Raw genomic sequence first — 22,189 nt, 5'->3', positions numbered from 1 at the left:
TTATTTTGCTCCAGAAGTCGCGGATTCATACCAGGAAGCGAGCAGCTTGCGCTCCTCATTGCTTACCCCGGTGACATTGGCAGGCGGCATGGCATGGGAACGACCAGCCTGCAAATAGATTTCGCGGGCATGGGCCGCGATTTCCCTATCATTTTCAAGCACTACGCCCTTGGGTGGCGCAATTATGCCTTCCCAGCCCGGCTCCTTGGCGTGACACATCGCACAGCGTCCCAGAACAGTATCCCGCACTTTGTCAAAGTGCGGGTCTGAAATGAAACTCTGTTGCAGCGATGAAATCTTCTGCTCTTCCGGTTCCCCGGTCAGGATTTTTGGCACAGTGGATAGCCACATGATCACGATAAACAGCAGCACCGTCACAAGCCAAGTCCATGTCGGGTTGCCTTTGCGGGCATGGCGGGTGTTGAACCAGTGGCGGATTGTGACGCCCATCAGGAACACCAGCGAAGCGATGATCCAGTTGAACTCAGTGCCAAAAGCCAGCGGATAATGGTTCGACAGCATCAAGAATAGAACCGGCAGCGTCAAATAGTTGTTATGCGTTGAACGTTGCTTGGCGATCTTGCCGTATTTCGGATCAGGTTTGCGACCGGCAATCAGATCAGCCACCACGATTTTCTGGTTCGGAATGATCACCATGAACACGTTGGCGGACATGATCGTCGCGGTGAATGCACCCAGATGCAGGAACGCTGCACGTCCGGTAAACAGATGCGTATAGCCCCAGGCCATAAACACCAGAATGCAATAGAGGATGATCATCAAAAGCGTATCGCTCTTGCCCAGCATCAGTTTGCAGATGGTGTTATAAGCGATCCAGCCCAAAGCCAGCGAAGCAATCGAGATGGCGATGGCTGTGGGTGCGGATACATCGAGCACATTGGGATCGACCAGGTAAAGATCGGCGCCCGCATAATAAACGATGCAGAGCAGCGCAAAGCCTGACAACCATGTGGCGTAGGATTCCCATTTGAACCATGTCAGATGCTCAGGCATCTCGGCGGGTGCCACCAGATATTTCTGGATGTGATAAAAACCACCGCCATGGACTTGCCATTCTTCGCCATGCGCACCGACGGGCAAGCCGGGACGCTGACGCAGACCAAGGTCCAGCGCAATAAAATAGAAAGATGAGCCGATCCACGCGATTGCGGTGACGACGTGTAGCCACCGCGCAGCGAAGCCCAGCCAGTCCCAGGCCACGGCAAGATCATACATGCGGCACTCCCATTCTTCGTTCCCTTGTTTGTTAGTTTAGTATTTGCCAAAGCTTTGACGCTATGGGAACGTCGCATCAAGACCATCACTTTCAAAAAAAACTATACAATGGTGGAACGAACGCATGTCATACCTTGATAATCTGCGCGTTTTTGTGCGCGTTGTCGAATTGGGAAATCTATCTGCTGCGGGGCGCGACCAGCGCGCTTCGCCTGCCGTTGCTAGCAATCGAATCAAGGAGTTAGAGAAGCACCTCGGCGTGCGGCTCTTTAACAGAACGACACGCAAACTGACCCCAACCGAGCATGGACGGGTCTTCTATGACGGTGCTGTCAAGATACTTGAGGCGGTAGAAGAAGCGGAAGCTGCAGTCGCAGAATTGGCCAAGAATCCGAAGGGATCGATTCGAATTACTGCGCCTTTGGGGCTTGGTCGTAGGCTCATTGCATCCGGAATTCCAGAGTTTCACGACAAATATCCCGACATTGAAGTGCGCCTGCGACTATCTGACCACGAGATCGACATCATGAGCGAAAGCGTTGATGTTGCTTTCAAATTAGGCGTTCTGGAAAATTCCAATCTGCGCATGCGCGGCATTTTAAACTGCGAGCGCGTGATCTGCGCTGCCCCAGAATATCTGGAAAAACATGGCACACCGCAGTCGCCGGATGAGTTGTTGGGCGACAAGCATGATTGCCTGCTTTTGCGCTTTCCCGGCTCGAAAGAGTATTACTGGTCGCTGCAAACGGCAGAGGGTCTGCGCAAGTTTGAAGTCACCGGTCCTTATGACTCCGACGATGGCGACGTATTGACGCAATGGGCGCTAGGCGGGCGCGGAATCATCAACAAACCGCTGTTTGAGGTGAAGGAATATATCCGCGACGGGCGGCTGGTCCCGATTCTTGAAAGCACACCGCCAGCATCAATCCAGCTTGCCGCGATCTATCCACATAAGCGTTTTCAGGACCCGAAAGTGCGTCTGATTATTGATTTTATGACGGAGCGCTGCCAGCGACAGATCCGTGAACTGTTAGCCTAAACAGTCTGGAAAACTCTGCTGGAAACCAGCACGGCGGTCAGAACTTCTGCCACAGCCAGTGCAGCAATAACTTCGGGTCGTTTGTCTTTTACAAGCGACCCGCCAACCGGACAGACAAGATCGTCAATCAGATCGTCGCTGCCGATTTCGCGTTTCAGCCAATTTTTGAAAGTGGCTTTTTTGGTCTTGGAACCAATCATGCCGACATAGACGGCATCGCCGCGTTGCAAGGCCTCGGCCACGATCAGAAAATCGAGCGCATGATCATGGGTCAGCACGATAAATGCGCTTGCCGGTGGAGCAGAGCGCACCACCTGTTCGGGCATCGCTGCAAGGCAGGTCTCAACGCCCGGCGCATCCACAGCCATCAGTTCCGCCTCACGCGTATCCACCAGAATAACCCGCACAGGCGTCAGCGATAATGCATAGGCAAGCGCATCGCCGACATGACCTGCGCCAAAAACATAGACATGTGGACGGGTGGAGATTTCCGCATCGACCTTGGCAATCAACTCTTCTGCCACTCCACGATTGACGCGCTTAAAACTCAAAGCCACGCGACCGCCGCAGCACTGGCCGATTTCGGGGCCAAGTGGGACATCCATTGACGAATCCTTGCCGCCAAGCAGAATTTTACGAGCGTGGTCGATCGCCATATATTCGAGCTGGCCACCGCCGATGGTGCGAAAGATCATATCGCGCGCGACAAGCATCCAGGCACCTGCATCACGCGGTGCAGAACCTTTAACATCAGTGACTTCGATCAGAACACTATCGGGCCGTTTGTTGAGAAACGCCCTTATGTCGTCCCGCCTGCCCGACATGAGATCAGCCTTTCTGACTTCGCAGCCGCTCGATAGCCATCAGTACGCGCTCAGGCGTCGCAGGCGCATCAAGGCGCGGACTGATCTTGTGATCGGCAACGCTGGCAATCGCATCCGAGAGCGCAAAAAGCACGGACATCCCATGCGGCAGAGGCGGCTCGCCAACGGCTTTTGAGCGGTGGATCGTTGGCTCGTAAGCTTCAGACCAGTCGGTCAGCGCCACATTGAAAATCTTCGGACGATCTGATGCCAGCGGGATCTTGTAGGTTGACGGTGCATGTGTACGCAGCCGGCCTTTATCGTCCCAGACAAGCTCTTCCGTCGTCAGCCAGCCCATGCCCTGCACAAAGCCGCCTTCCACCTGACCAATATCAATGGCACGATTCAGCGAGCGCCCCGTATCATGCAGAATATCAGTGCGCTCCACCACATATTCACCGGTCAATGTATCAACGGAAACTTCAGAACAAGCTGCGCCATAAGCGTAATAATAGAAGGCGTGACCTTTACCCTTGGCGCGATCCCAGTGAATTTTCGGCGTTTTATAATGCCCAGATGCCGAAAGCTGCACTCGCCCGATATAGGCCTGCTTTACCAGATCGTTAAAGCTGATTTCCTGATTGCCGACGCGGATACGGTTTGGCAAAAAGACAATCTGATCTTCCGGCACCTGATATTGCTGGGCTGCAAAATGAATAAGCCGCTTCTTGATCTGACGCGCCGCATCCTGCGCCGCCATACCGTTCAGATCCGCACCGGATGACGCAGCCGTCGGTGCAGTGTTCGGCACTTTCGCGGTGGTCGTGGCAGTAATCTTCACGCGGTCCATGTCGATCTGAAATTCTTCAGCCACCACCTGCGCGACTTTCAGATGAAGCCCCTGCCCCATCTCCGTGCCGCCATGGTTCATATGCACCGAGCCGTCATTGTAGACATGTACCAGCGCACCAGCCTGATTGGATTCCGTCTTGGTGAAGGAAATGCCGAATTTCACCGGCGTCAGTGACATGCCCCGTTTGACGTAGCTGCTTTTGGCGTTGAATTGGCGGATTGCCTCGCGGCGCTTCGCGTAATCAGCGCTTTCTTCAAGCTCAGCAACAATACGCTGGATGATGCAGTCTTCCACCTTCTGGTGATAGGGCGTCACATTGCGCGTACCATCCGTTCCCATGGCATCATAGAAATTGAGCTTGCGGATTTCGAGCGGGTCTTTGCCAACAGCAAAAGCCACTTCCTCGATCACACGTTCGGCACCGACCATGCCCTGCGGACCGCCGAAGCCGCGAAAAGCGGTGTTGGACACGGTGTTGGTATAAAGCGGCGCTGACTTCGCGTGAACGGCGGGAAAGAAATAAGCATTGTCGCAGTGAAACAATGCGCGATCACCAACCGGACCAGACAGATCGGCGGAGAAACCGGCATTGAGCGCAAACATATAATCAACGCCAAGAATATTGCCCTCATCGTCGAAACCGACTTCGTAGTCGACCACGAAATCATGGCGCTTGCCGGTCGAGGTCATATCCTCATCACGGTCGAGCCGGATTTTCACAGTGCGCTTGTGTTTCTTTGCGGCAATGGCTGCAATTGCCGCCCACTGGTTTGACTGGGTTTCCTTACCACCAAAACCGCCACCCATACGGCGCACTTCCACCGTCACCGAATGGCTCGGTATGCCGAGCGCGTGGGCGACCAGATGCTGCGTTTCGCTTGGACCCTGTGTCGAACAATAAATGGTCACGTCTTCATCTTCACCGGGGATCGCCAGCGATATCTGCCCTTCGAGATAGAAGTGATCCTGGCCCCCGATTTTCATGCGGGCTTTGACCTTGCGCGGTGCATCATCAATGGCCTTACGCGCGTCGCCGCGATTGAGCGTCAGCGGCGTAAAGACCAGCTTGTCTTTGTAGCCATCGAGGTCGGAAATAGAGAACAGACCCGGCATTTCTTGATAGTCGATCTTGGCAAGACGGGCGGCACGACGCGCCTGATCTCGTGTGCGGGCGACAACCGCAAAGATCGGCTGGCCGTGGAACTGAACTGTATCGACCGCGAAAATCGGATCGTCATGCATGCCCGATGGCGACACATCGTTTTCGCCCGGAATATCCTTATAAGTCAGAACATCGACCACGCCGGGGGCAGCGCGCACTGCGGACAAATCAATCCCGGTGATCGTGGCATGGGCGACAGTCGAACAACCGATACCGATATGCAGCGTGCCTTCGGGTTCTGGAATATCATCGATATAGACTGCTTCGCCTGTCACATGCTTATGCGCTGAATCATGGCGCTGATCGGTTGCAACGCCGCCTTTAATGCGGGCCGCTTTAATTTCGATTGCAGGATGCTTATTCATGTCATCCTCCCTATGCAGCTTCAACGCTTGGGCGACGCAAAGGTTCTGCCTCGCCTTGCGTTTCAGCATAGAAACGGCGAAGCAGATTTTTCGCAACCAGCAAACGATAATCAGCACTCGCCCGCATATCGCTTAAAGGCTGATAGTCGCTCGCATAAGCTTCGAGCGCCGCTTCAACCGTTGCCTCATTCCATGACTTGCCGATGAGTGCGGCCTCGACATTCAACGCCCGCTTTGGCGTTGCCGCCATACCGCCATAGGCAATACGGATGGATGCGACTTTGCCTTGCGTATCGAGCGTCAGATGGAAGGCACCGAGCGTTGCCGTGATATCCTCTTCAAACCGTTTGGAAATCTTGTGAATCGCAAACTGACTGCCTTCAAGCGGCACCGGTACATGGACGGCTTCCACAAACTCACCGTGCTGACGATCCTGCTTGCCATAGGCGATAAAGAACTCTTGCAGAGGAATGGTGCGGCGCTCTGTTCCCTTGCGGAGCGTCAGCTTTGCATCAAGTGCGATCAATGGCGGTGGCGTGTCGCCAATCGGCGAACCATTGGCGATGTTGCCGCCGATGGTGCCCATATTGCGTACCTGTTCACCACCGATGCGATTAATGAGGCTTCCCAACTCCGGAATGCGCTTTGCCAAAAACGAAAAGGCTTCCGTATAGGTGACGCCTGCACCAATGGTGATGACACCGTCTTCTTCGCTCATTGTGCGCAGTTCATTGAGATGTCCAATAAAGATCACCGGCGAAATATCGCGCATCATCTTGGTGACCCAAAGGCCGACATCGGTTGAACCGGCAACGATTGTTGCCTTGGCTTCGGCTGCATAAACAGTGGCAAAATCATCGAGACTGGCAGGCACAACCAGACGATCCTTGCCGCTGCCAATTTCAACCCGTGCGCCATCACGCAAGGCCGTCAGCTGGCTGATGACATGTGCACGCTCAACATCAAGCGGATCGTCCATCAAAGTGCCGTAGTCAGAAATCACACGCGCTGCACGCATGATCGCTTCGTAGCCGGTGCAGCGGCAAAGATTGCCTTGCAGCGCCTTTTCAATCTGCGCGTCCGCTGGCTTGGGATTGCGCATCCACAGACCATAAAGCGACATGACGAAGCCCGGTGTGCAGAAGCCACATTGCGAACCGTGAAAATCGATCATCGCCTTTTGCACCGGATGCAGACCGCCGTCTGACCCGCGCAGATGCTCAATGGTCACCACATGCAAGCCATCCAGCGAGCCGACAAAGCGGATGCAGGCATTCACGCTTTCATACACGAGTTCGTCACCAACAATCTTGCCGACCAGAACCGTGCAAGCGCCACAATCGCCCTCGCCGCAGCCTTCCTTGCTGCCACGCAGTTTGCAGGAAAGACGCAGATAATCGAGCAAGGTTTCTGTCGGCGAAACGCGGTCGAGCTCAACTGTCTCGCCGTTCAGCAGAAAGCGGATATTATGTCTGACTGCTTGACCCATATCGCTCAGCTCCCGCGATAGGTTGAATAGGAAAACGGCGAAACCAGCAGCGGCACATGATAATGCGCCTTTTCGTCAGAAATGCCAAAGCGCAATGGCACCACATCCAGAAACGGAATGGCGTCATCGCTTTTGCCGAAATATTCGCCGACATGGAAAAGCAGCTCGTATGAACCCGGATGTAAAGCATCCCCTGCAAGCAGCGGTTCACTGCAGCGACCATCAGCATTGGTGCGGATTTCGCGCAAAGTTTCGGTCTGCTGATTCTCAATACGACGCAATTCGATACGCAGATTTGACGCTGGCTTGCCACTCACCGTATCGAGAACATGCGTCGTTAACCGGCCCTGACCGCTCGCTTGGCTTCCCATTTATACTCCTGCCGCTTGCACGATTCGATCTGCCTACCGTCAGAACTATTACAAGCCATTGTTTTTGTGCGATTTATTGCATGCGAATCTAAACGATTTGCGAACCACACTTGTTCCCGATTTTGAGTATTCACCGAACTTATGTCTTGGGAAAGATGCTAATCGTTGGATGTCTTTCAAAATTTTGAGGGGGAATAATCTGCTTAAATCTTTATTATCATAAGAAAAAACCATGAATAATCGAGGGAAGACCATATGAGTTATCCGCGCAATCTGGTTGGCTATGGCCGCAACACACCAGACCCACGCTGGCCGGGTGGAGCCAATATCGCTGTGCAGTTCGTCGTCAACTACGAAGAAGGCGGCGAAAGCTGCATTCTCGATGGCGATCCCGCATCCGAAAACCTGCTTTCCGAAATCGTCGGCGCACAGGCATGGAACGGTCAGCGCAACCTCAATATGGAATCTATCTACGAATATGGCGCCCGCTCGGGCTTCTGGCGTTTGTGGCGCGCGTTTACGCGACGCAACATGCCGGTGACCGTCTATGGCGTGACCCTTGCCATGGAGCGCAATCCTGAAGCGGTCAGCGCCATGAAGGAAGCCGACTGGGAAATCGCCAGCCACGGGCTGCGCTGGTGGGAATATAAGGACGTTTCCGAAGAGGTGGAACGCGAACATATTCGCGAAGCGGTACGACTGCACACGGAAATCATCGGCTCGCGTCCGCTGGGCATCTATCAGGGCAAGCCGTCGGATAACACGCTGAAACTGGTGATGGAGGAAGGCGGCTTTCTCTATTCAGCCGATTCCTATGCCGATGAACTGCCTTATTGGGTGAAGGGTCCAAACGGCCCGCATCTGATCGTGCCTTATACGCTCGACACCAATGATATGCGCTTTGCAACGCCACAGGGTTTTAACTCCGGCGATCAGTTCTACAGCTATCTCAAAGACACATTTGATGTGCTTTACCGCGAAGGTGCGGAAGGTGCGCCGAAAATGATGTCGATTGGCCTTCATTGCCGCCTCGTCGGTCGTCCGGGTCGCGTGGCAGCGCTTGAGCGGTTCCTCGATTACGTGCAGAGCCATGACAAGGTCTGGGTTGCCAAGCGCGTGGATATTGCGCGTCACTGGCATGAGCATCACAAGCCGAAACAAGTCGATGTTGTGCCATCGAAGGCTAGCAAGGCGGATTTCGTTGCACGCTATGGCGGCATTTTCGAGCATTCGCCGTGGATTGCCGAGCGCGCCTACGACACGGGCCTGACAGAACTGGCGGATTCTGCATCCGGTCTTCACACGGTTCTGGTGCGTGCTTTCCGCGCGGCATCGGACGACGAAAAGCTCGGTGTGCTGCGTGCCCATCCTGATCTTGCAGGCAAACTTGCAGCGGCGAAGCGTCTGACCCCGGAATCCACATCTGAGCAGGCAGGTGCTGGTCTTGATGCTTTGACAGATGATGAGCGCAAGACATTCACCGAACTCAACGACGCCTATACGCGAGAGTTCGGCTTTCCTTTCATCATTGCGGTCAAGGGACGTAATAAAAAGGAAATTCTCGATGCATTCAAACGGCGCGTTGAAAACAGCAAGCAAGCGGAGCTGGAAACCGCGTCCGAGCAAGTCGAGCGCATCGCGCTACTACGGCTGAAAGATATTCTTCCCGAAACACTTTATTGATCAGAGGCAACAATGAGCCGTAATTATTACGCACCGACCGGTGGCCTGCCGCCACAGACGCAAATTCTGACCGATCGCGCGATGTTCACCGAAGCCTATGCGGTTATTCCAAAAGGCACATTCAGCGACATCGTCACGAGCTTCCTGCCATTCTGGGACAAGACCCGGCTATGGATTATCGCCCGCCCGCTATCGGGTTTTGCCGAGACTTTCTCGCAATATATTATGGAAGTGCAGCCCGGCGGCGGCAGCGACCGCGCAGAGCTTGACGACGACGCACAGGGTGTGTTGTTCGTTGTCGAAGGCGAAATCACCGTCACGCTTGACGGCAAAGATCATGTGCTGACTGAAGGCGGCTATGCCTATCTGCCGCCAAAAAGCGGCTGGACGCTGCGCAACAATTCAGGCGCTGTCGCGCGCTTCCATTGGGTGCGCAAGGCTTATGAAAAAGTTGACGGTCTTGACGTGCCGGAGCCGCTTTTCCTCAACGAAAAGAATATCGCACCCACCCCGATGCCCGACACCAATGGTGCATGGGCGACAACGCGCTTCGTTGATCCGAATGATCTGCGCCACGACATGCATGTGACCGTGGTGACATTCGAGCCGGGCGGCGTCATTCCCTTTGCCGAAACCCATGTGATGGAACACGGACTTTATGTGCTGGAAGGCAAGGCAGTTTACCGACTCAATCAGGATTGGGTGGAAGTGGAAGCGGGTGACTTCATGTGGCTGCGCGCCTTCTGCCCGCAGGCTTGTTATGCTGGCGGGCCAGGCAAATTCCGCTATCTGCTTTACAAAGACGTCAATCGTCACATGAAGCTGTCGCGATAAATAAAAGAACGGCGGGCCAAAAGCCCGCCGCAGCCATTTTCCGACTGGAGATCAGATAAAACATAGCGCAGTCCTTCTACGCTAATGAATGGCGAATTCTTATAACCTATACGCTTTATAAAAAATAATCACATATCGTTTACTTAAACATTAAAATATCAATATCGAAACCAAACTATAAGTTATTGCTATTATTCTTTATATAAATAAAATACATCAAAAATTGCCGCCACATATTGTGACGGCAATTTTATTATTAGAATGAGCGCTGGAAGCGCACCATACCAGCCCACACATCTTTGCCATTCAGATCAGAACGACTATCTTTCCACTTGGTGTAAGACACTTCTGGCGTAACGGTAAAACCAGGAACCAGCTGGTAAGCAACATTTGCGGTTGCTGCGAGTGTGTTGGTGCCGTCAAATGCGACCTGTGCATTAAGCGTTGCCTTGTCGGTTGCCTTGAAAGCAGCACCACCCCAAACAGCCCAATCGCCACCCCATGTGCCGTAGAAGCTGCTGATCATGCGAACGCCGTTTTCATACACGTCCTTGTTGGACTTATAGCCACCCATCGCCCATACCGAGAAGCGATCAGTCAGGTTCAAATCACCACGCAGTTTGCCAGCCCATTCTTCGTTGCGTGCGTCGTAAGCAGCAACAGCAGCGATCGTGCCCCAGCCCTGCTGGTACTTTACGCCACCGACAACGTGCGGCGTGTAATCCTTGATGACTCCATCATAGCCATAATCACCATCGGTATCGACATTGTTGCCCTGTTCAAGCGACAAAATTGCCGAAAAGCCGTTATCTGCATTGAAGGTGTAGCTAATGGCGCCAGTGCGATAGCCGCCTGCAAGGATTACGTCGTCGTTGATGACGTCGCCGAGATAGCCGGGGAAAGTTACGAAGGCCGATTCATCAAGACCGACGCGGAGACCACCGAGCTGAATGTAAGCAAAGCGAAGCGAACCGGAAGCACCCTCTACGCCATCGCCCCAATCATAACGGGTTTCAGCAAATGTCTTCAGAGTGCCAAGTTCGGTTTCCGAAGCAGTGCTAAAGCGCAATGTGAAACGAGCGGTGTTGTCCCAGCTGTTGCGGCGTGTATCCACAGAACCATCCTGACCCACAAAACCACGGCCATAGACGTTGTTGCCACCAGAAACGTCGTAACGCACGTAACCGGAGACGCGGAGGCAAGTTTCGGTGCCTGGAATATAAAAATAGCCCGCGCCATAAGCATCGCATACGCGAACATACTCAACATGCTCTGGCTCTGGTGATACGATGGAATCGGCAGCGTAAGCGCTGGTTGTCGCCACAGCCATAACGGCCGCAGAACCAAGAAGAAGACTTTTAATAGTCATTTTATTATGCTCCAGTATTTCTAAAATTTTTCAGACTGTTTATTGATAGAATATAATTTAAAATTATCGCAATCGTAATTTTGACAAATACAATAATCTAACAATTGAATGTGGCATTATAACAACTATTTACAATATGCTTTAATTAATAGCAATTTTGTATAATTATAATAATATTTATATCTAAAAAATTATTGCTAGCAACTTTTTACCATATAAATACATAATTATTTAAAAATCCATACCAAATTGCGCTTAATAACACTGGAGTCATACAATTCGGTAAAATATTGATTTTTCTCAAATCTGATAGAAATAACGAATAATAAATCCCAGTATCATTTTAGAATATTTTAATATTAATTAATAATGAAATATGTTACCTGTTGAATATTGCCATATTTTGTGCTCAATAATAGAAATATAGCTATAAAATGTTTAATCCGAAATACTAATCAGCAATTCAACAGAGAATATATTTATGAAAAGCTATCGTTCCCTCGGCCTCGCGGTTGCATTCACGACCATTTCGAGTCTTTCCGCTTTTGCGGCACCTCTTCCTGGCGGCGCAAGCACGCTGCAGGAAACCTACGACGACTGGACCGTATCTTGCCAGTCCCAGAAGGAGGCAACTATCTGTGCGATCCGTCAGGACCAGAACAGCTCCCAAACCGGACAGCGCGTGTTAACTGCGGAACTTCGCAATATTGCAGGCGGCAAAATTGAAGGTGTGCTGCTGATGCCATTTGGCCTCGACCTTGCTAAAGGCGCAGCACTCAAGATCGATGAGGCCACCGGGCCAAACCTTGCTTTCTCCACCTGCCTGCCACAGGGCTGCCTTGCTCCAGTAAGCTTTGACGCCAAACAGTCAGCCGCTTTGAAGGCGGGCAGCAATCTTAACGTAACAACAACTGCTCTCAGCCCCAGCCAGCCGGTAGCCTTCAAGGTTTCGCTGAAAGGTTTTGGCGCAGCCCTTGATCGCATTGTTGCGCTGACAAAATAAGCTTTACAGCAATTGAGGGCGCCGATCTGATTGGATCAGACCGGCACTCCAATTCTTTATTTTTACGCGCATCTTTTTCAGAAAACCGCTTCACACTTCTCGGGATGCGCGCTAATTCAAAGCCACCCTGCCAAAAGTAGGGCGGCTTTTGTTCATATCGCCGCAGAAATATTGCTGATGCGCTTTAGAGACCGCTTCCAGCGCATGGTCATCAGCACTGAAACGATTGCAAGCCCTGCTGCCAGACCGAGCCAGACACCTGCACCACCGAGTTTGAACTGGAATGCCAGCAGCGCGCCAAGCGGCAAGCCGACGCCCCAATAGCCAATCAGAGCCAGATACATCGGAATACGCGTATCGCGGAGGCCACGCAGCATACCTGCCGCAACGGCCTGAGCGCCGTCAACGATCTGGAAAAGTGCCGCAAGTGCAAGGAACGTGACAGCAAGCTCAATAACCGCAAAATTTTCGGGATCTTTAAGGTCGAGAAATACGCCGATAAATAGCCGAGGAATTAATATCATCAACAAGCCCATGATGGCCATGAAGCCGACGCCAAGCGCATAGGCACTCCATCCCGCATAAGCGACAGCCTGCGCATCACCGCGCCCGTAAGCGCGTCCCACACGCACGGTTGCCACCTGACCGAAGCCGAGCGGCACCATAAAGCTCAAAGAAGCTACCTGAATAGCAACCGCATGTGCTGCCATGGCGGTTGGCCCGATATAGCCCATCATGATCACTGCCGCGTAGAAAATCGAGGTCTCGAAAACAAAGGTGAGCGCCATCGGGAAACCGATGCGCCAGAGTTCAACAAAGCGCGGCCAGTCCGGACGCCAGAATCGACCGAACAAACGATAGCGACGGAACCGATGATGGCGAACGGTGATAATCGCCATGCCGAGAAACATCATGATGCTCGATAGCGTGGTGGCAATACCCGCGCCGTGCAGTTCCATACGCGGGAAGCCAAAGTGACCGAAAATCAGGGTCCAGCCAGCGAGCGCATTGAAACCGATCGCACCAGCGGCAATCAGCAGCGTCCACATCGGCTTTTCCATCGCCGCAAAGAACGAGCGCAGCACGATATAGAAGAGATATGGCAGCAGCGCCCATTGCAACGTGTGCATGAAATCCGTTGAGCGCGCGGCAATATCCGGCTGCTGGCCGAGGAAGATGAAGATTTCTTCGCAATGCCATAAGACAATCCAGATTGGGATTGAGATGATGATTGCCGACCACATGCCCTGACGCACGGTGCGGCGTACATCGCGTACCGAATGCCGATTTTTACCGAGCGCAATGGCGATCATCGGCATGACGGCCGAGACCAGCCCCATCGAGAAGATCATCAGTGTATGATAAAAGCTGGTCGCCAGCAGCGCCGAGGCAAGCGTATCCTTGCCAAGACGCCCGATGAAGATCACATCGGTCGCGGTTAGTGCCGCCTGTGAGACATTTGTCAGGATCAGCGGCCAGCCCAGCTTGAGGGCTATCCACATTTCCCGGGTCCAGCGCTGTACGCCGTTTAACTGTGGCTCGTGAAAGCCGGTATCAACTGTATTGGTCACAAGTCACTCCCCGAACGGTCCGGGGCCGTCAATCCGCCAGACAATCCATAGCTGAAACACGCGCCATGACGTCAGAGACCATGTCAATCTGAGGAATTTAGCATCGTGATACGAATATCGATCGCCCCATGCCGGCTAAGAATGCGCGTCACTTTGTAAGTGACGCGCATTCCCACTTTTCGGGCTTTTCAATTTCTATTGGGAACGTTGTGTATGTTCCAGAAATTGATCCGGAGCCAGGCGGGTTGCACAAAATCAATGCGCTATGGATACCAGACCTGCCTAAAGAAGCAACACATCTTGGGAAGTAAATTCTCTGCTGCTGACATGGTGAGAAATCAGTTTTCACGAGTGCCAACAATACCTTACAAAAAACCCCCGCAAAAAGCGGGGGTTTCTTTAATCATTCAGACCTGACTTACGCAAAGTCGAGCGCGCGGTCGCCATCTTCATCCTTGATGCGGGATGGCAGGCCGATCTGGTTGAGAATGTGAAGGAAAGGCTTGGGGTTCAGCTCCTCCACATTGACCATCTTCTTCACATCCCATTCGCCCGAAGCGATCAGGATTGCGGCTGCGACCGGCGGAACACCTGCGGTGTAGGAAATACCTTGGCTACCCACTTCATTATAGGCATCCTTGTGGTCGGCAACGTTATAGATGAAGACTTCCTTCTCTTTGCCGTCCTTGGTGCCTTTGACAAAATCGCCAATGCAGGTCTTGCCGGTATAATCCGGTGCCAGCGATGATGGATCAGGCAGAACAGCCTTGACCACTTTAAGCGGAATAACTTCCAGGCCTTCAGCGGTCTTGACCGGCTGTTCGGAGAGGAGGCCGAGATTGTTGAGTACCGTGAAAACGTTGATATAGTGATCGCCAAAGCCCATCCAGAAACGCACATCTGCGTTCGGATAGTTTTTCGACAGCGAATGCACCTCATCATGTCCAGTCATATAGGCCTTGCTTGGGCCGACGACAGGCAGATCGAAAGTGTGGCCGACTTCGAACATCTTGTTCGACTGCCACTGACCACCCTGCCACGAATAAACCGTGCCGGTGAATTCGCGGAAATTGATTTCAGGATCAAAGTTGGTCGAGAACCAGCGGCCATGCGAACCGGCATTGATGTCAACGATGTCGATGGATTTGACTTCATCGAGATAGTCGTCAGCAGCCAGACGTGCATAGGCATTGACCACGCCTGGATCAAAGCCGATGCCGAGAATGGCGGTGATGCCTTTCTCTTCGCATTCCTGCAAGTTCTTCCATTCGTAGTTGCCATACCACGGTGGGGTTTCGCAGATCTTCTTCGGATCTTCATGGATCGCGGTGTCCATGTAAGCCACGCCCGTATCTATACAGGCGCGAAGGACCGACATATTGAGGAAGGCCGAGCCGACATTGATGACGATCTGAACGCCCGTCTTCTGGATCAGAGCCTTGGTGGCTTCAATATCCAGCGCGTCCAGCGCATGCGCTTCCAGCTTCACCTCAGTCTTGAGGCTCTTCTTTTCATGCACGCTATCGATAATCTTGCGGCATTTCTCAACCGTGCGGGACGCAATATGGATATCGCCCAATATGTCAGAGTTTTGCGCACATTTATGTGCAACAACCTGTGCCACGCCCCCGGCGCCGATAATGAGAACGTTCTTCTTCATTTTCTGTCGATGCTTCCTCTTCCAGCGGTTTCCCGCCATCTGTTTCTCGTCCCGATCACTTTCCCGTCGAAACACATGAATTCATTGCAGTTTGAACGCTGCAACAGGATCTTTATGAAAGCGACCCTTCGAAATCCGCGTAATCAAATTCGCGGACAAGCTTGACCGTGCCGTCCAATTCACGCACGGCAATGGCTGGCATTTTCACGCCATTAAACCAGTTCTTTTTGACCATCGTGTAACCAGCCGCATCTTCAAATGAGAGACGGTCGCCAATGGCCAAAGGCTTATCGAAATTGAATTCGCCAAAAATATCACCCGCTAGGCAGGACTTGCCGCAGATCATATAGCTATGCTCGCCGTTGTTTGGCGCCATCTTCGCCTTTTCGCGATAGATCAGCAGATCAAGCATATGCGCTTCAATCGAACTATCGACGACGGCAAGGTTCTTGCCGTTATAAAGCGTATCAAGAACAGTCACTTCCAGCGTCGTGGTCTTGGTGATCGAGGCTTCGCCCGGCTCCAGATAGACCTGCACACCGAATTTTTCCGACAGCGCCTTCAGGCGCGTACAGAAATCATCGACCGGATAATCATCGCCCGTGAAATGGATACCGCCGCCAAGGCTGACCCATTCAACGCGATGGAGAAGCGAGCCGAACTTTTCTTCAATATCGGTCAGCATCTTGTCGAAAAGACCGAAATCGGAGTTTTCGCAATTGTTATGGATCATGAAGCCGGTAACGCTGTCCATGACCTTCTCGACCTTCGCGACATCCCATTCGCCAAGACGGCTGAAGGGACGCGCCGGATCGGCGAGGTCAAACGTTGATGACGAAATGCCGGGATTAAGACGCAGACCACGCTTGATATGCGAAGCCTTATCCGCAAAACGCTCAAGCTGGCTGATCGAATTGAAGATGATCTTGTCGGCATGGCTGACAACGTCGTCGATCTCGTGATCGGCATAGGCCACGCTATAGGCATGGGTTTCACCGTCAAACCGCTCATGGCCGAGACGCACCTCATTGAGCGAAGACGACGTTGTGCCGTCCATATATTCGCTCATCAGATCAAACACCGACCATGTGGCAAAGCACTTGAGCGCCAGCAGCGCTTTTGCGCCCGACTTCTCGCGCACATAGGCAACTTTTTCCATGTTGCGCTTCAACTTGGTCTTATCGATCAGATAATAGGGCGTCTGGATCATGGTCTTCCGGGTCGTCAGTTAGGGGAAATGGCCTGTCCAGTTGTCTGGCGGGCACGTTATGCAGCTATAGAAAGCCACTAATTGACAGGCTTATAGGAACCTTGTGACAGAAACACAAATCCGCCACTGACATTTCAAGAAAAATTTCTTTTGTGAAACGCCGTATTCGATATTTCTTCGCCTGATATAGGGCTTTTCATTTAAAATTGAACCCCTTTTGGCTTTTATGACAACTGTTTTACTTCGCGACCCATTTCGAAGTTTGAAAAAGCATTTTATAAGCGCGATCAACGCGTGCGGACAACGGGCATTAACCCGTCTCTGAAATGCGGGATAGGACCAGGGAAAGAAATGCAGACCGAAAATCCAGCCGCCACTGTAACAGCAGGGGCTACCGCAGGCTGGGGAGAATTGTTTGCGGGCAAAAATGCGATCCGTTCGCTGACGCTCGTGGGCGGCGTAGCACTCCACGCCATCAATGTTTTTATCGCCACAACCATATTGCCAACCGTAGTCGCCGATATTGGCGGCATGGATTATTATGCCTGGAACACGGCATTGTTCGTGACGGCATCGATTCTTGGCTCAGCTCTTGTACCGAAACTCTTGTCACAGGCAGCGCCGCGCTATGCCTATGTGGTCGCGGCCATAATCTTCGCCATTGGCACGCTCATCTGCGGCTTCGCCCCTTCCATGCCAACCATGCTTGGCGGGCGTATTGTGCAGGGGTTAGGCGGCGGTATGTTGCTGGCACTCTCCTATGCGATGATCCGTATCGTCTTTAGCGAACGGCTTTGGCCGCGTGCCATTGCGCTTGTTTCTGGCATGTGGGGTGTGGCAACGCTGGTTGGCCCTGCTGTTGGCGGCATTTTTGCCGAACTTGGCGAATGGCGTGCTGCCTTCTGGTCGTTGGTACCGGTCATTGGCATTTTTGCTGTGATGGCGATGGTCATTTTGCCAAAGCAGATCAGCAATGCTGAAAATAAAGACCGTCTGGCATGGCCGCAGTTGATCCTGCTCACAATGGCCGTGCTAATCATTTCCGCCGCCAGTATTTCGCCAAGTGCGTTTTGGAATATCGCTGGCGTTTTGATCGCACTTGCCGTGCTAATGCTGCTTGTGTGGGTCGAACATAAGTCGACAAAGCGCATCTTGCCGAAAGGTACGTTCAGCCTGAGCCGTCTTGGTGCGCTTTATCTCACCATGGGTTTTCTGGGCGGATCGGTCACCAGTTCTGAGGTGTTCGTTCCCCTGTTCTTTCAGGTTTTGCATAACCAGTCTCCACTGATTGCCGGTTATCTTGCGGCACTGATGGGCGGAAGCTGGACGCTTGGCTCCATCGGTTCATCCGGCGTGACAGGCAAGAGCGTGAACAAGGTTATCCTTGCCGCACCCATTATGGGCGTTGTCGGCATGGCGACACTTGCTATCCTCGTGCCTCCGGGCAGCGCTGGTCACTGGACCACGCTGGTGCCAATCTGCCTTGCGATGGTCATCGTCGGCTTCGGCGTCGGCATGACATGGCCGCACCTGCTTACCCGTGTGTTCAAACGTGCCGAAGCTGCGGACCAGAATCTGGCTTCAGCGTCGCTCACCACAGTCCAGCTTTTCACCACAGCTATGGGTGCAGCGCTGGCGGGGATGATTGCGAATTTGGCGGGTCTTAGCAATCCCGGCGGTGTTGCAGGCACTGCGAATGCGGCACTCTGGTTGTTTATCGGCTTTGCCGTAATGTCTGGCGTCGCACTCTTTGCGGCTATCGCACTGGTGCGCAGTTCGCGTTGAAAGACAAGTCGAGCTTCCTGAGCATAACATGCTTCGGAAGCTCGCTTGATTAGAACGTGTTTTCTTGAGGCTGCGTTCGGATTCGATTTAATTGCGCGACGCATATACCTGATTAACTCTTGATGTCGGGACACAGAAGCATTATTCCAACTTCCGTAATCGTCGGCCGGGCATGGTGCAGCATACCGGCAAATCACGACCTCCGCGGAAGCCACCCTGAAGGCAGCCAGACGCGATCCCCCATGATTGCGATAAATGAAGTTCGCTTGTTTTGAGCGGACACCGTGAAAAGCGAAATAGAGACAGTTCCGACATGAGCAGCAATTTTTATCAGGAAACCGTTCTTGACGTTCACCACTGGACCGACAGGTTGTTTTCCTTCCGCACGACACGCGACCAGGGCCTACGCTTCCAGAGCGGCCAGTTCATCATGATCGGCCTTGAAGTGAACGGCAAACCGCTGCTGCGCGCTTATTCCATTGCTTCCAGTGTCTATGATGAACAGCTCGAATTTTTCTCCATTAAAGTGCAGGACGGTCCGCTGACCTCGCGCTTGCAGCACCTGAAAGAAGGTGACAAGCTGATCGTTGGCAAAAAGCCGGTTGGCACGCTGCTTTATGACAATCTCATTCCGGGCGACAATCTGTGGCTGCTTTCGACCGGCACCGGCCTTGCGCCATTCCTGTCGATCATCCGCGATCTTGAAGCCTATGAGCGCTACAAGAAAATCATCCTGGTGCATGGCGTTCGCGAAGTGAACGAACTGGCCTATGCTGATCTGATCACCAAAGAACTGCCAGAAGACGAATTCCTCGGCGAAATGGTGCGCGAGAAGCTCATCTATTATCCGACCGTGACGCGTGAAGACTTCCGCAACAAGGGTCGCCTCACTGACCTCATCAGCTCCGGCAAGATTTTTGAAGATCTCGGCCTGCCCAAATTCTCTGAGCAGGACGACCGCATGATGTTATGCGGAAGCCCGGAAATGCTGGCCGACATGCGTGTCATTCTTGAAGGCCTCGGCCTTGAAGAAGGTAGCCAGAGCGAAGCCGGTCACTTCGTGATCGAAAAGGCTTTTGTCGAGAAGTAAGAATTATAAAGGGAGGCATCAGCCTCCCTTTATTTTCTCCATAGTCCGCCTTATGTTCAGGCCATGATAAACTGTTCGAGTACCGCCTGCATCGCGCTCCTGTGATTTTACACAAGGAGCACGAACTCAAGTAACCTTGCGGTTTCTTGAGAGGTTTTCGTTTGCATTTAAGCAAGCGGATAAATGCCAAGCCTTTCGTTTCACGCGCATCCTATTCTGAAAACCGGTTCCCGCTTTTCAGGAATGCGCTACTGACTGGCACTCATGCAGTGAGTATTCTCATGAAAAATTACTTTGAAAGCCCGTTCAAGGGCATCACCCTCGACAAACAGGTCACAAACCCAAACATCATCGTCGGGCGCTACAGCTATTATTCCGGCTATTATCATGGCCATAGCTTCGACGACTGTGTCCGCTTTCTCCTGCCTGATGAAGGTGCTGACAAGCTGATCATTGGCAGCTTCTGCTCCATCGGATCAGGTGCAGCCTTCATCATGGCCGGCAATCAGGGCCATCGACACGACTGGATCAGCACCTTCCCGTTCTTCTTCATGTCGGAAGTGGGCATATTTGAGGGCGCTGAGAACGGCTACAGCCCATCAGGCGATACGGTCATCGGCAATGATGTGTGGATTGGTTCTGAAGCCATTATCATGCCGGGCGTCAAGATCGGCCATGGTGCCATCATCGGCACACGCGCACTGGTGACACGTGATGTTGAACCGTATTCGATTGTTGGGGGAAACCCTGCCCGCACCATTCGTTCGCGTTTCGATGAGAACAGCGTCAGTATGCTCCTGGAATTGCAATGGTGGGACTGGCCCGACGATCAATTAAAAGGTGCGATGCAGACACTGACAAGCGGCGATGTGGAAGCGCTTTATCGCTATTGGCAGCGTGCAACACTTAACAGGTAATGTGAATTATGAAATGCCTGCTTACGAAGCGGGCAGGCATTTTCACACTTTTGGCTTCATGCCAAAGACATGTTCCGCCCCCGGAAATGAACGTGCGCGCACTTCTTCCGCATAAGCTTTGGCAGCATCCGACACTTGCGGCGCAAGCTCTGCAAAGCGCTTGACGAAGCGTGGTGTGAAATCCTGAAACAGCCCTAGCATATCGTCTGAAACCAGAATTTGCCCATCACAAGCCGGTGACGCACCGATGCCGATTGTTGGGATAGTGAGCGATGCTGTGATCTCGCGCGCCAATGGCTCAACCGTGCCTTCAATGACAAGCGCAAAAGCACCAGCATTGGCAATCGCCTGTGCGTCGCGGCGGATACGATTGGCTTCTTCATCGCCGCGTCCGAGCGAGCGGAAACCACCAACCGTGTTAACCTGCTGCGGCATCAGCCCGACATGGCCGAACACCGGAATGCCGCGCTTGACGAGGAATTCAACCGTCTCGGCCATTTCCTCTCCGCCCTCAAGCTTGATACCATCGCAGCCGGTTTCCTGCATGATGCGGGCGGCGCTGCGAAAGGCCTGCTCTTTAGATTCCTGATAGGTTCCAAATGGTAGATCAACCGTCACACAAGCGTGATCCACGCCACGCATGACCGCCCGCCCATGGGCGATCATCATGTCGAGCGTTACACCAAGCGTTGAATCCATGCCGTAAAGCACCATGCCAACGGAATCGCCCACCAAAAGCAGATCGCAATGCGGATCAAGCAATCGGGCAATCGGCGTGGTGTAAGCCGTGAGGCTGACCACCGGGCGTTCGCCTTTCATCGCCTGAATTGCTTTTGGAGAAAGGCGTTTTTTGTTTACAGTGGCGCTCATTTCAGGCTGCCTTTTCCTGCGAAACATGGGTAATGACGCGATTATCGAGAAGACGCGTTGAGCCAAATCGCACGAAAAGTGCAACCAGAACCGGCCTGCCCTGCACCGACGTCAAGCGCTCCAATGTTTCAGGATCGCGGAGTACAACCACTTCCGGGCTGGCAAGCGGCTCTGCTTCGATGAAGGCACGGATGGCGGCTTCAAGCGCTTCCGGGTCGTCTATGCCAGACCGATAAAGCCGCTCTGCCTCATCAAGTGCCTTGGGCACGATGATGGCAGCAGCACGCTGTTCAGGCGTCAAATAAACATTGCGGGATGAACAGGCGAGATTGTCATCGTCGCGCACAGTTACAACACCCACCACACGCACAGGGATCGCCATATCCTCGACCATGCGGCGGATGATGACAAGCTGCTGGAAATCCTTCTCGCCGAAGTAAGCAGCGTCTGAGCCGACGACATTGAAAAGCTTGCTCACAACAGTCGCAACGCCTGCAAAATGGCCGGGCCGCGCCTCGCCTTCCATCTGATTGCCGAGTGCTGGCACATCGACAACGGTTTGCATCGGACGTGGATACATATCCGGGACGGCAGGCGCGAAAAGGTAATCCACATCAGCATTGCGCAGCAGATTGGCATCACGCTCCAGATTACGCGGATATTTGTCGAGGTCTTCATTGGCGCCAAACTGCAACGGGTTGACGAAGATAGAAACGACGGTGACATCGTTTTCCGCGCGAGAACGGCGAACAAGTTCGAGATGCCCTTTGTGGAGATAGCCCATTGTCGGCACAAGACCGATGCATTTTCCGCTCTTGCGTTCAATCGCCAGCGCCTGACGCAATTCTTCTATCGTATGGATGATCCGCATGGCGGCCT

18 protein-coding genes are annotated in these 22,189 nt (G+C 52.9%); 7 read left to right on the top strand and 11 right to left on the bottom strand.

Features of this window, described 5'->3' with window-relative positions; genetic code table 11:
- Positions 1-1,236 (bottom strand): urate hydroxylase PuuD, encoded by a 1,236-nt coding sequence (locus tag CEV31_RS07520; protein ID WP_094506386.1) that lies wholly within the window; start codon positions 1,234-1,236, stop codon positions 1-3.
- Between the two features lie 124 nt (positions 1,237-1,360).
- Here CEV31_RS07520 and CEV31_RS07515 point away from each other — a divergent pair, with 124 nt between their 5' ends.
- Positions 1,361-2,275 carry a LysR family transcriptional regulator gene (locus CEV31_RS07515; RefSeq protein ID WP_094506385.1) on the top strand — a complete coding sequence of 305 codons (915 nt, stop codon included), beginning with the start codon at positions 1,361-1,363 and terminating at the stop codon, positions 2,273-2,275.
- On the opposite strand, the gene xdhC is transcribed toward CEV31_RS07515, so the two are convergent.
- Genes xdhC through uraH form a run of 4 tightly spaced genes read right to left on the bottom strand, consistent with a single transcriptional unit; the run spans position 2,272 to position 7,318 of the window.
- Positions 2,272-3,099, bottom strand: coding sequence for a xanthine dehydrogenase accessory protein XdhC (xdhC, locus tag CEV31_RS07510; RefSeq protein ID WP_094506384.1), 828 nt, complete (start codon positions 3,097-3,099; stop codon positions 2,272-2,274). The two genes, CEV31_RS07515 and xdhC, sit on opposite strands and share 4 nt — an antisense overlap.
- Positions 3,100-3,103: 4 nt before the next feature.
- Entirely contained in the window at positions 3,104-5,458 is a 2,355-nt protein-coding gene (xdhB, locus tag CEV31_RS07505) for a xanthine dehydrogenase molybdopterin binding subunit (protein ID WP_094506383.1), read from the bottom strand.
- 10 nt (positions 5,459-5,468) lie between these two features.
- Positions 5,469-6,947, bottom strand: a complete 1,479-nt coding sequence (xdhA, locus tag CEV31_RS07500; RefSeq protein ID WP_094506382.1) for a xanthine dehydrogenase small subunit — start codon at positions 6,945-6,947, stop codon at positions 5,469-5,471.
- Positions 6,948-6,952: 5 nt separating this feature from the next.
- Positions 6,953-7,318 carry a hydroxyisourate hydrolase gene (uraH, locus tag CEV31_RS07495; protein WP_094506381.1) on the bottom strand — a complete coding sequence of 122 codons (366 nt, stop codon included), beginning with the start codon at positions 7,316-7,318 and terminating at the stop codon, positions 6,953-6,955.
- A gap of 255 nt (positions 7,319-7,573) precedes the next feature.
- Here uraH and puuE point away from each other — a divergent pair, with 255 nt between their 5' ends.
- Entirely contained in the window at positions 7,574-9,001 is a 1,428-nt protein-coding gene (gene puuE, locus CEV31_RS07490; protein ID WP_094506380.1) for an allantoinase PuuE, read from the top strand.
- A 12-nt stretch (positions 9,002-9,013) separates the two neighbouring features.
- On the top strand, positions 9,014-9,835 hold the full coding sequence (locus CEV31_RS07485; protein WP_094506379.1) for a bifunctional allantoicase/(S)-ureidoglycine aminohydrolase: 822 nt from the start codon (positions 9,014-9,016) through the stop codon (positions 9,833-9,835).
- Positions 9,836-10,091: 256 nt separating this feature from the next.
- Here the strand turns inward: CEV31_RS07485 and CEV31_RS07480 are convergent, their stop codons facing one another.
- Positions 10,092-11,204: a porin gene (locus CEV31_RS07480; protein WP_094506378.1), complete on the bottom strand. Its 1,113-nt coding sequence runs from the start codon at positions 11,202-11,204 to the stop codon at positions 10,092-10,094.
- Positions 11,205-11,685: 481 nt separating this feature from the next.
- Here CEV31_RS07480 and CEV31_RS07475 point away from each other — a divergent pair, with 481 nt between their 5' ends.
- On the top strand, positions 11,686-12,207 hold the full coding sequence (locus CEV31_RS07475) for an invasion associated locus B family protein (protein WP_094506377.1): 522 nt from the start codon (positions 11,686-11,688) through the stop codon (positions 12,205-12,207).
- A 152-nt stretch (positions 12,208-12,359) separates the two neighbouring features.
- On the opposite strand, the gene CEV31_RS07470 is transcribed toward CEV31_RS07475, so the two are convergent.
- The 3 genes from CEV31_RS07470 to nspC all read right to left on the bottom strand — a co-directional run bounded on the left by CEV31_RS07470 (position 12,360) and on the right by nspC (position 16,648).
- On the bottom strand, positions 12,360-13,709 hold the full coding sequence (locus CEV31_RS07470; RefSeq protein ID WP_374846873.1) for an MATE family efflux transporter: 1,350 nt from the start codon (positions 13,707-13,709) through the stop codon (positions 12,360-12,362).
- 487 nt (positions 13,710-14,196) lie between these two features.
- Positions 14,197-15,438, bottom strand: coding sequence for a saccharopine dehydrogenase family protein (locus CEV31_RS07460; RefSeq protein WP_094506575.1), 1,242 nt, complete (start codon positions 15,436-15,438; stop codon positions 14,197-14,199).
- Between the two features lie 112 nt (positions 15,439-15,550).
- Complete coding sequence (gene nspC, locus CEV31_RS07455; protein WP_094506374.1) at positions 15,551-16,648, bottom strand: carboxynorspermidine decarboxylase; 1,098 nt, start codon at positions 16,646-16,648, stop codon at positions 15,551-15,553.
- A gap of 351 nt (positions 16,649-16,999) precedes the next feature.
- On the opposite strand from nspC, the gene CEV31_RS07450 reads away from it, so the two are divergent.
- From CEV31_RS07450 to catB, 3 genes are all read left to right on the top strand, one after another.
- Positions 17,000-18,433 (top strand): MFS transporter, encoded by a 1,434-nt coding sequence (locus CEV31_RS07450; protein ID WP_094506373.1) that lies wholly within the window; start codon positions 17,000-17,002, stop codon positions 18,431-18,433.
- A 313-nt stretch (positions 18,434-18,746) separates the two neighbouring features.
- Positions 18,747-19,523, top strand: coding sequence for a ferredoxin--NADP reductase (locus tag CEV31_RS07445; RefSeq protein ID WP_094506372.1), 777 nt, complete (start codon positions 18,747-18,749; stop codon positions 19,521-19,523).
- A 281-nt stretch (positions 19,524-19,804) separates the two neighbouring features.
- Positions 19,805-20,440: a type B chloramphenicol O-acetyltransferase gene (catB, locus tag CEV31_RS07440; protein WP_094506371.1), complete on the top strand. Its 636-nt coding sequence runs from the start codon at positions 19,805-19,807 to the stop codon at positions 20,438-20,440.
- A gap of 42 nt (positions 20,441-20,482) precedes the next feature.
- Here catB and panB read toward each other — a convergent pair whose 3' ends face one another.
- The gene (gene panB, locus CEV31_RS07435) at positions 20,483-21,310 is read right to left on the bottom strand and encodes a 3-methyl-2-oxobutanoate hydroxymethyltransferase (protein WP_094506370.1); all 828 of its coding nucleotides are present in this window, start codon (positions 21,308-21,310) and stop codon (positions 20,483-20,485) included.
- Between the two features lies 1 nt (position 21,311).
- The gene (gene panC / locus CEV31_RS07430) at positions 21,312-22,181 is read right to left on the bottom strand and encodes a pantoate--beta-alanine ligase (RefSeq protein WP_094506369.1); all 870 of its coding nucleotides are present in this window, start codon (positions 22,179-22,181) and stop codon (positions 21,312-21,314) included.
- Between the last annotated feature and the right edge of the window lie 8 nt (positions 22,182-22,189).

This window comes from Brucella thiophenivorans, from assembly GCF_002252445.1.
GTDB lineage: Bacteria > Pseudomonadota > Alphaproteobacteria > Rhizobiales > Rhizobiaceae > Brucella > Brucella thiophenivorans.
The sequence above is the reverse complement of the archived record's forward strand: the minus strand, read 5'-3'. Positions and strand labels throughout refer to the sequence as shown.

Coding starts and splice junctions, on each gene's coding strand:
- CEV31_RS07520 (WP_094506386.1), bottom strand. CDS start 1,236: ATGTATGATCTTGCCGTGGCCTGGGACTGGCTGGGCTTCGCTGCGCGG.
- CEV31_RS07515 (WP_094506385.1), top strand. CDS start 1,361: ATGTCATACCTTGATAATCTGCGCGTTTTTGTGCGCGTTGTCGAATTG.
- xdhC (WP_094506384.1), bottom strand. CDS start 3,099: ATGTCGGGCAGGCGGGACGACATAAGGGCGTTTCTCAACAAACGGCCC.
- xdhB (WP_094506383.1), bottom strand. CDS start 5,458: ATGAATAAGCATCCTGCAATCGAAATTAAAGCGGCCCGCATTAAAGGC.
- xdhA (WP_094506382.1), bottom strand. CDS start 6,947: ATGGGTCAAGCAGTCAGACATAATATCCGCTTTCTGCTGAACGGCGAG.
- uraH (WP_094506381.1), bottom strand. CDS start 7,318: ATGGGAAGCCAAGCGAGCGGTCAGGGCCGGTTAACGACGCATGTTCTC.
- puuE (WP_094506380.1), top strand. CDS start 7,574: ATGAGTTATCCGCGCAATCTGGTTGGCTATGGCCGCAACACACCAGAC.
- CEV31_RS07485 (WP_094506379.1), top strand. CDS start 9,014: ATGAGCCGTAATTATTACGCACCGACCGGTGGCCTGCCGCCACAGACG.
- CEV31_RS07480 (WP_094506378.1), bottom strand. CDS start 11,204: ATGACTATTAAAAGTCTTCTTCTTGGTTCTGCGGCCGTTATGGCTGTG.
- CEV31_RS07475 (WP_094506377.1), top strand. CDS start 11,686: ATGAAAAGCTATCGTTCCCTCGGCCTCGCGGTTGCATTCACGACCATT.
- CEV31_RS07470 (WP_374846873.1), bottom strand. CDS start 13,709: ATGTGGATAGCCCTCAAGCTGGGCTGGCCGCTGATCCTGACAAATGTC.
- CEV31_RS07460 (WP_094506575.1), bottom strand. CDS start 15,438: ATGAAGAAGAACGTTCTCATTATCGGCGCCGGGGGCGTGGCACAGGTT.
- nspC (WP_094506374.1), bottom strand. CDS start 16,648: ATGATCCAGACGCCCTATTATCTGATCGATAAGACCAAGTTGAAGCGC.
- CEV31_RS07450 (WP_094506373.1), top strand. CDS start 17,000: ATGCAGACCGAAAATCCAGCCGCCACTGTAACAGCAGGGGCTACCGCA.
- CEV31_RS07445 (WP_094506372.1), top strand. CDS start 18,747: ATGAGCAGCAATTTTTATCAGGAAACCGTTCTTGACGTTCACCACTGG.
- catB (WP_094506371.1), top strand. CDS start 19,805: ATGAAAAATTACTTTGAAAGCCCGTTCAAGGGCATCACCCTCGACAAA.
- panB (WP_094506370.1), bottom strand. CDS start 21,310: ATGAGCGCCACTGTAAACAAAAAACGCCTTTCTCCAAAAGCAATTCAG.
- panC (WP_094506369.1), bottom strand. CDS start 22,181: ATGCGGATCATCCATACGATAGAAGAATTGCGTCAGGCGCTGGCGATT.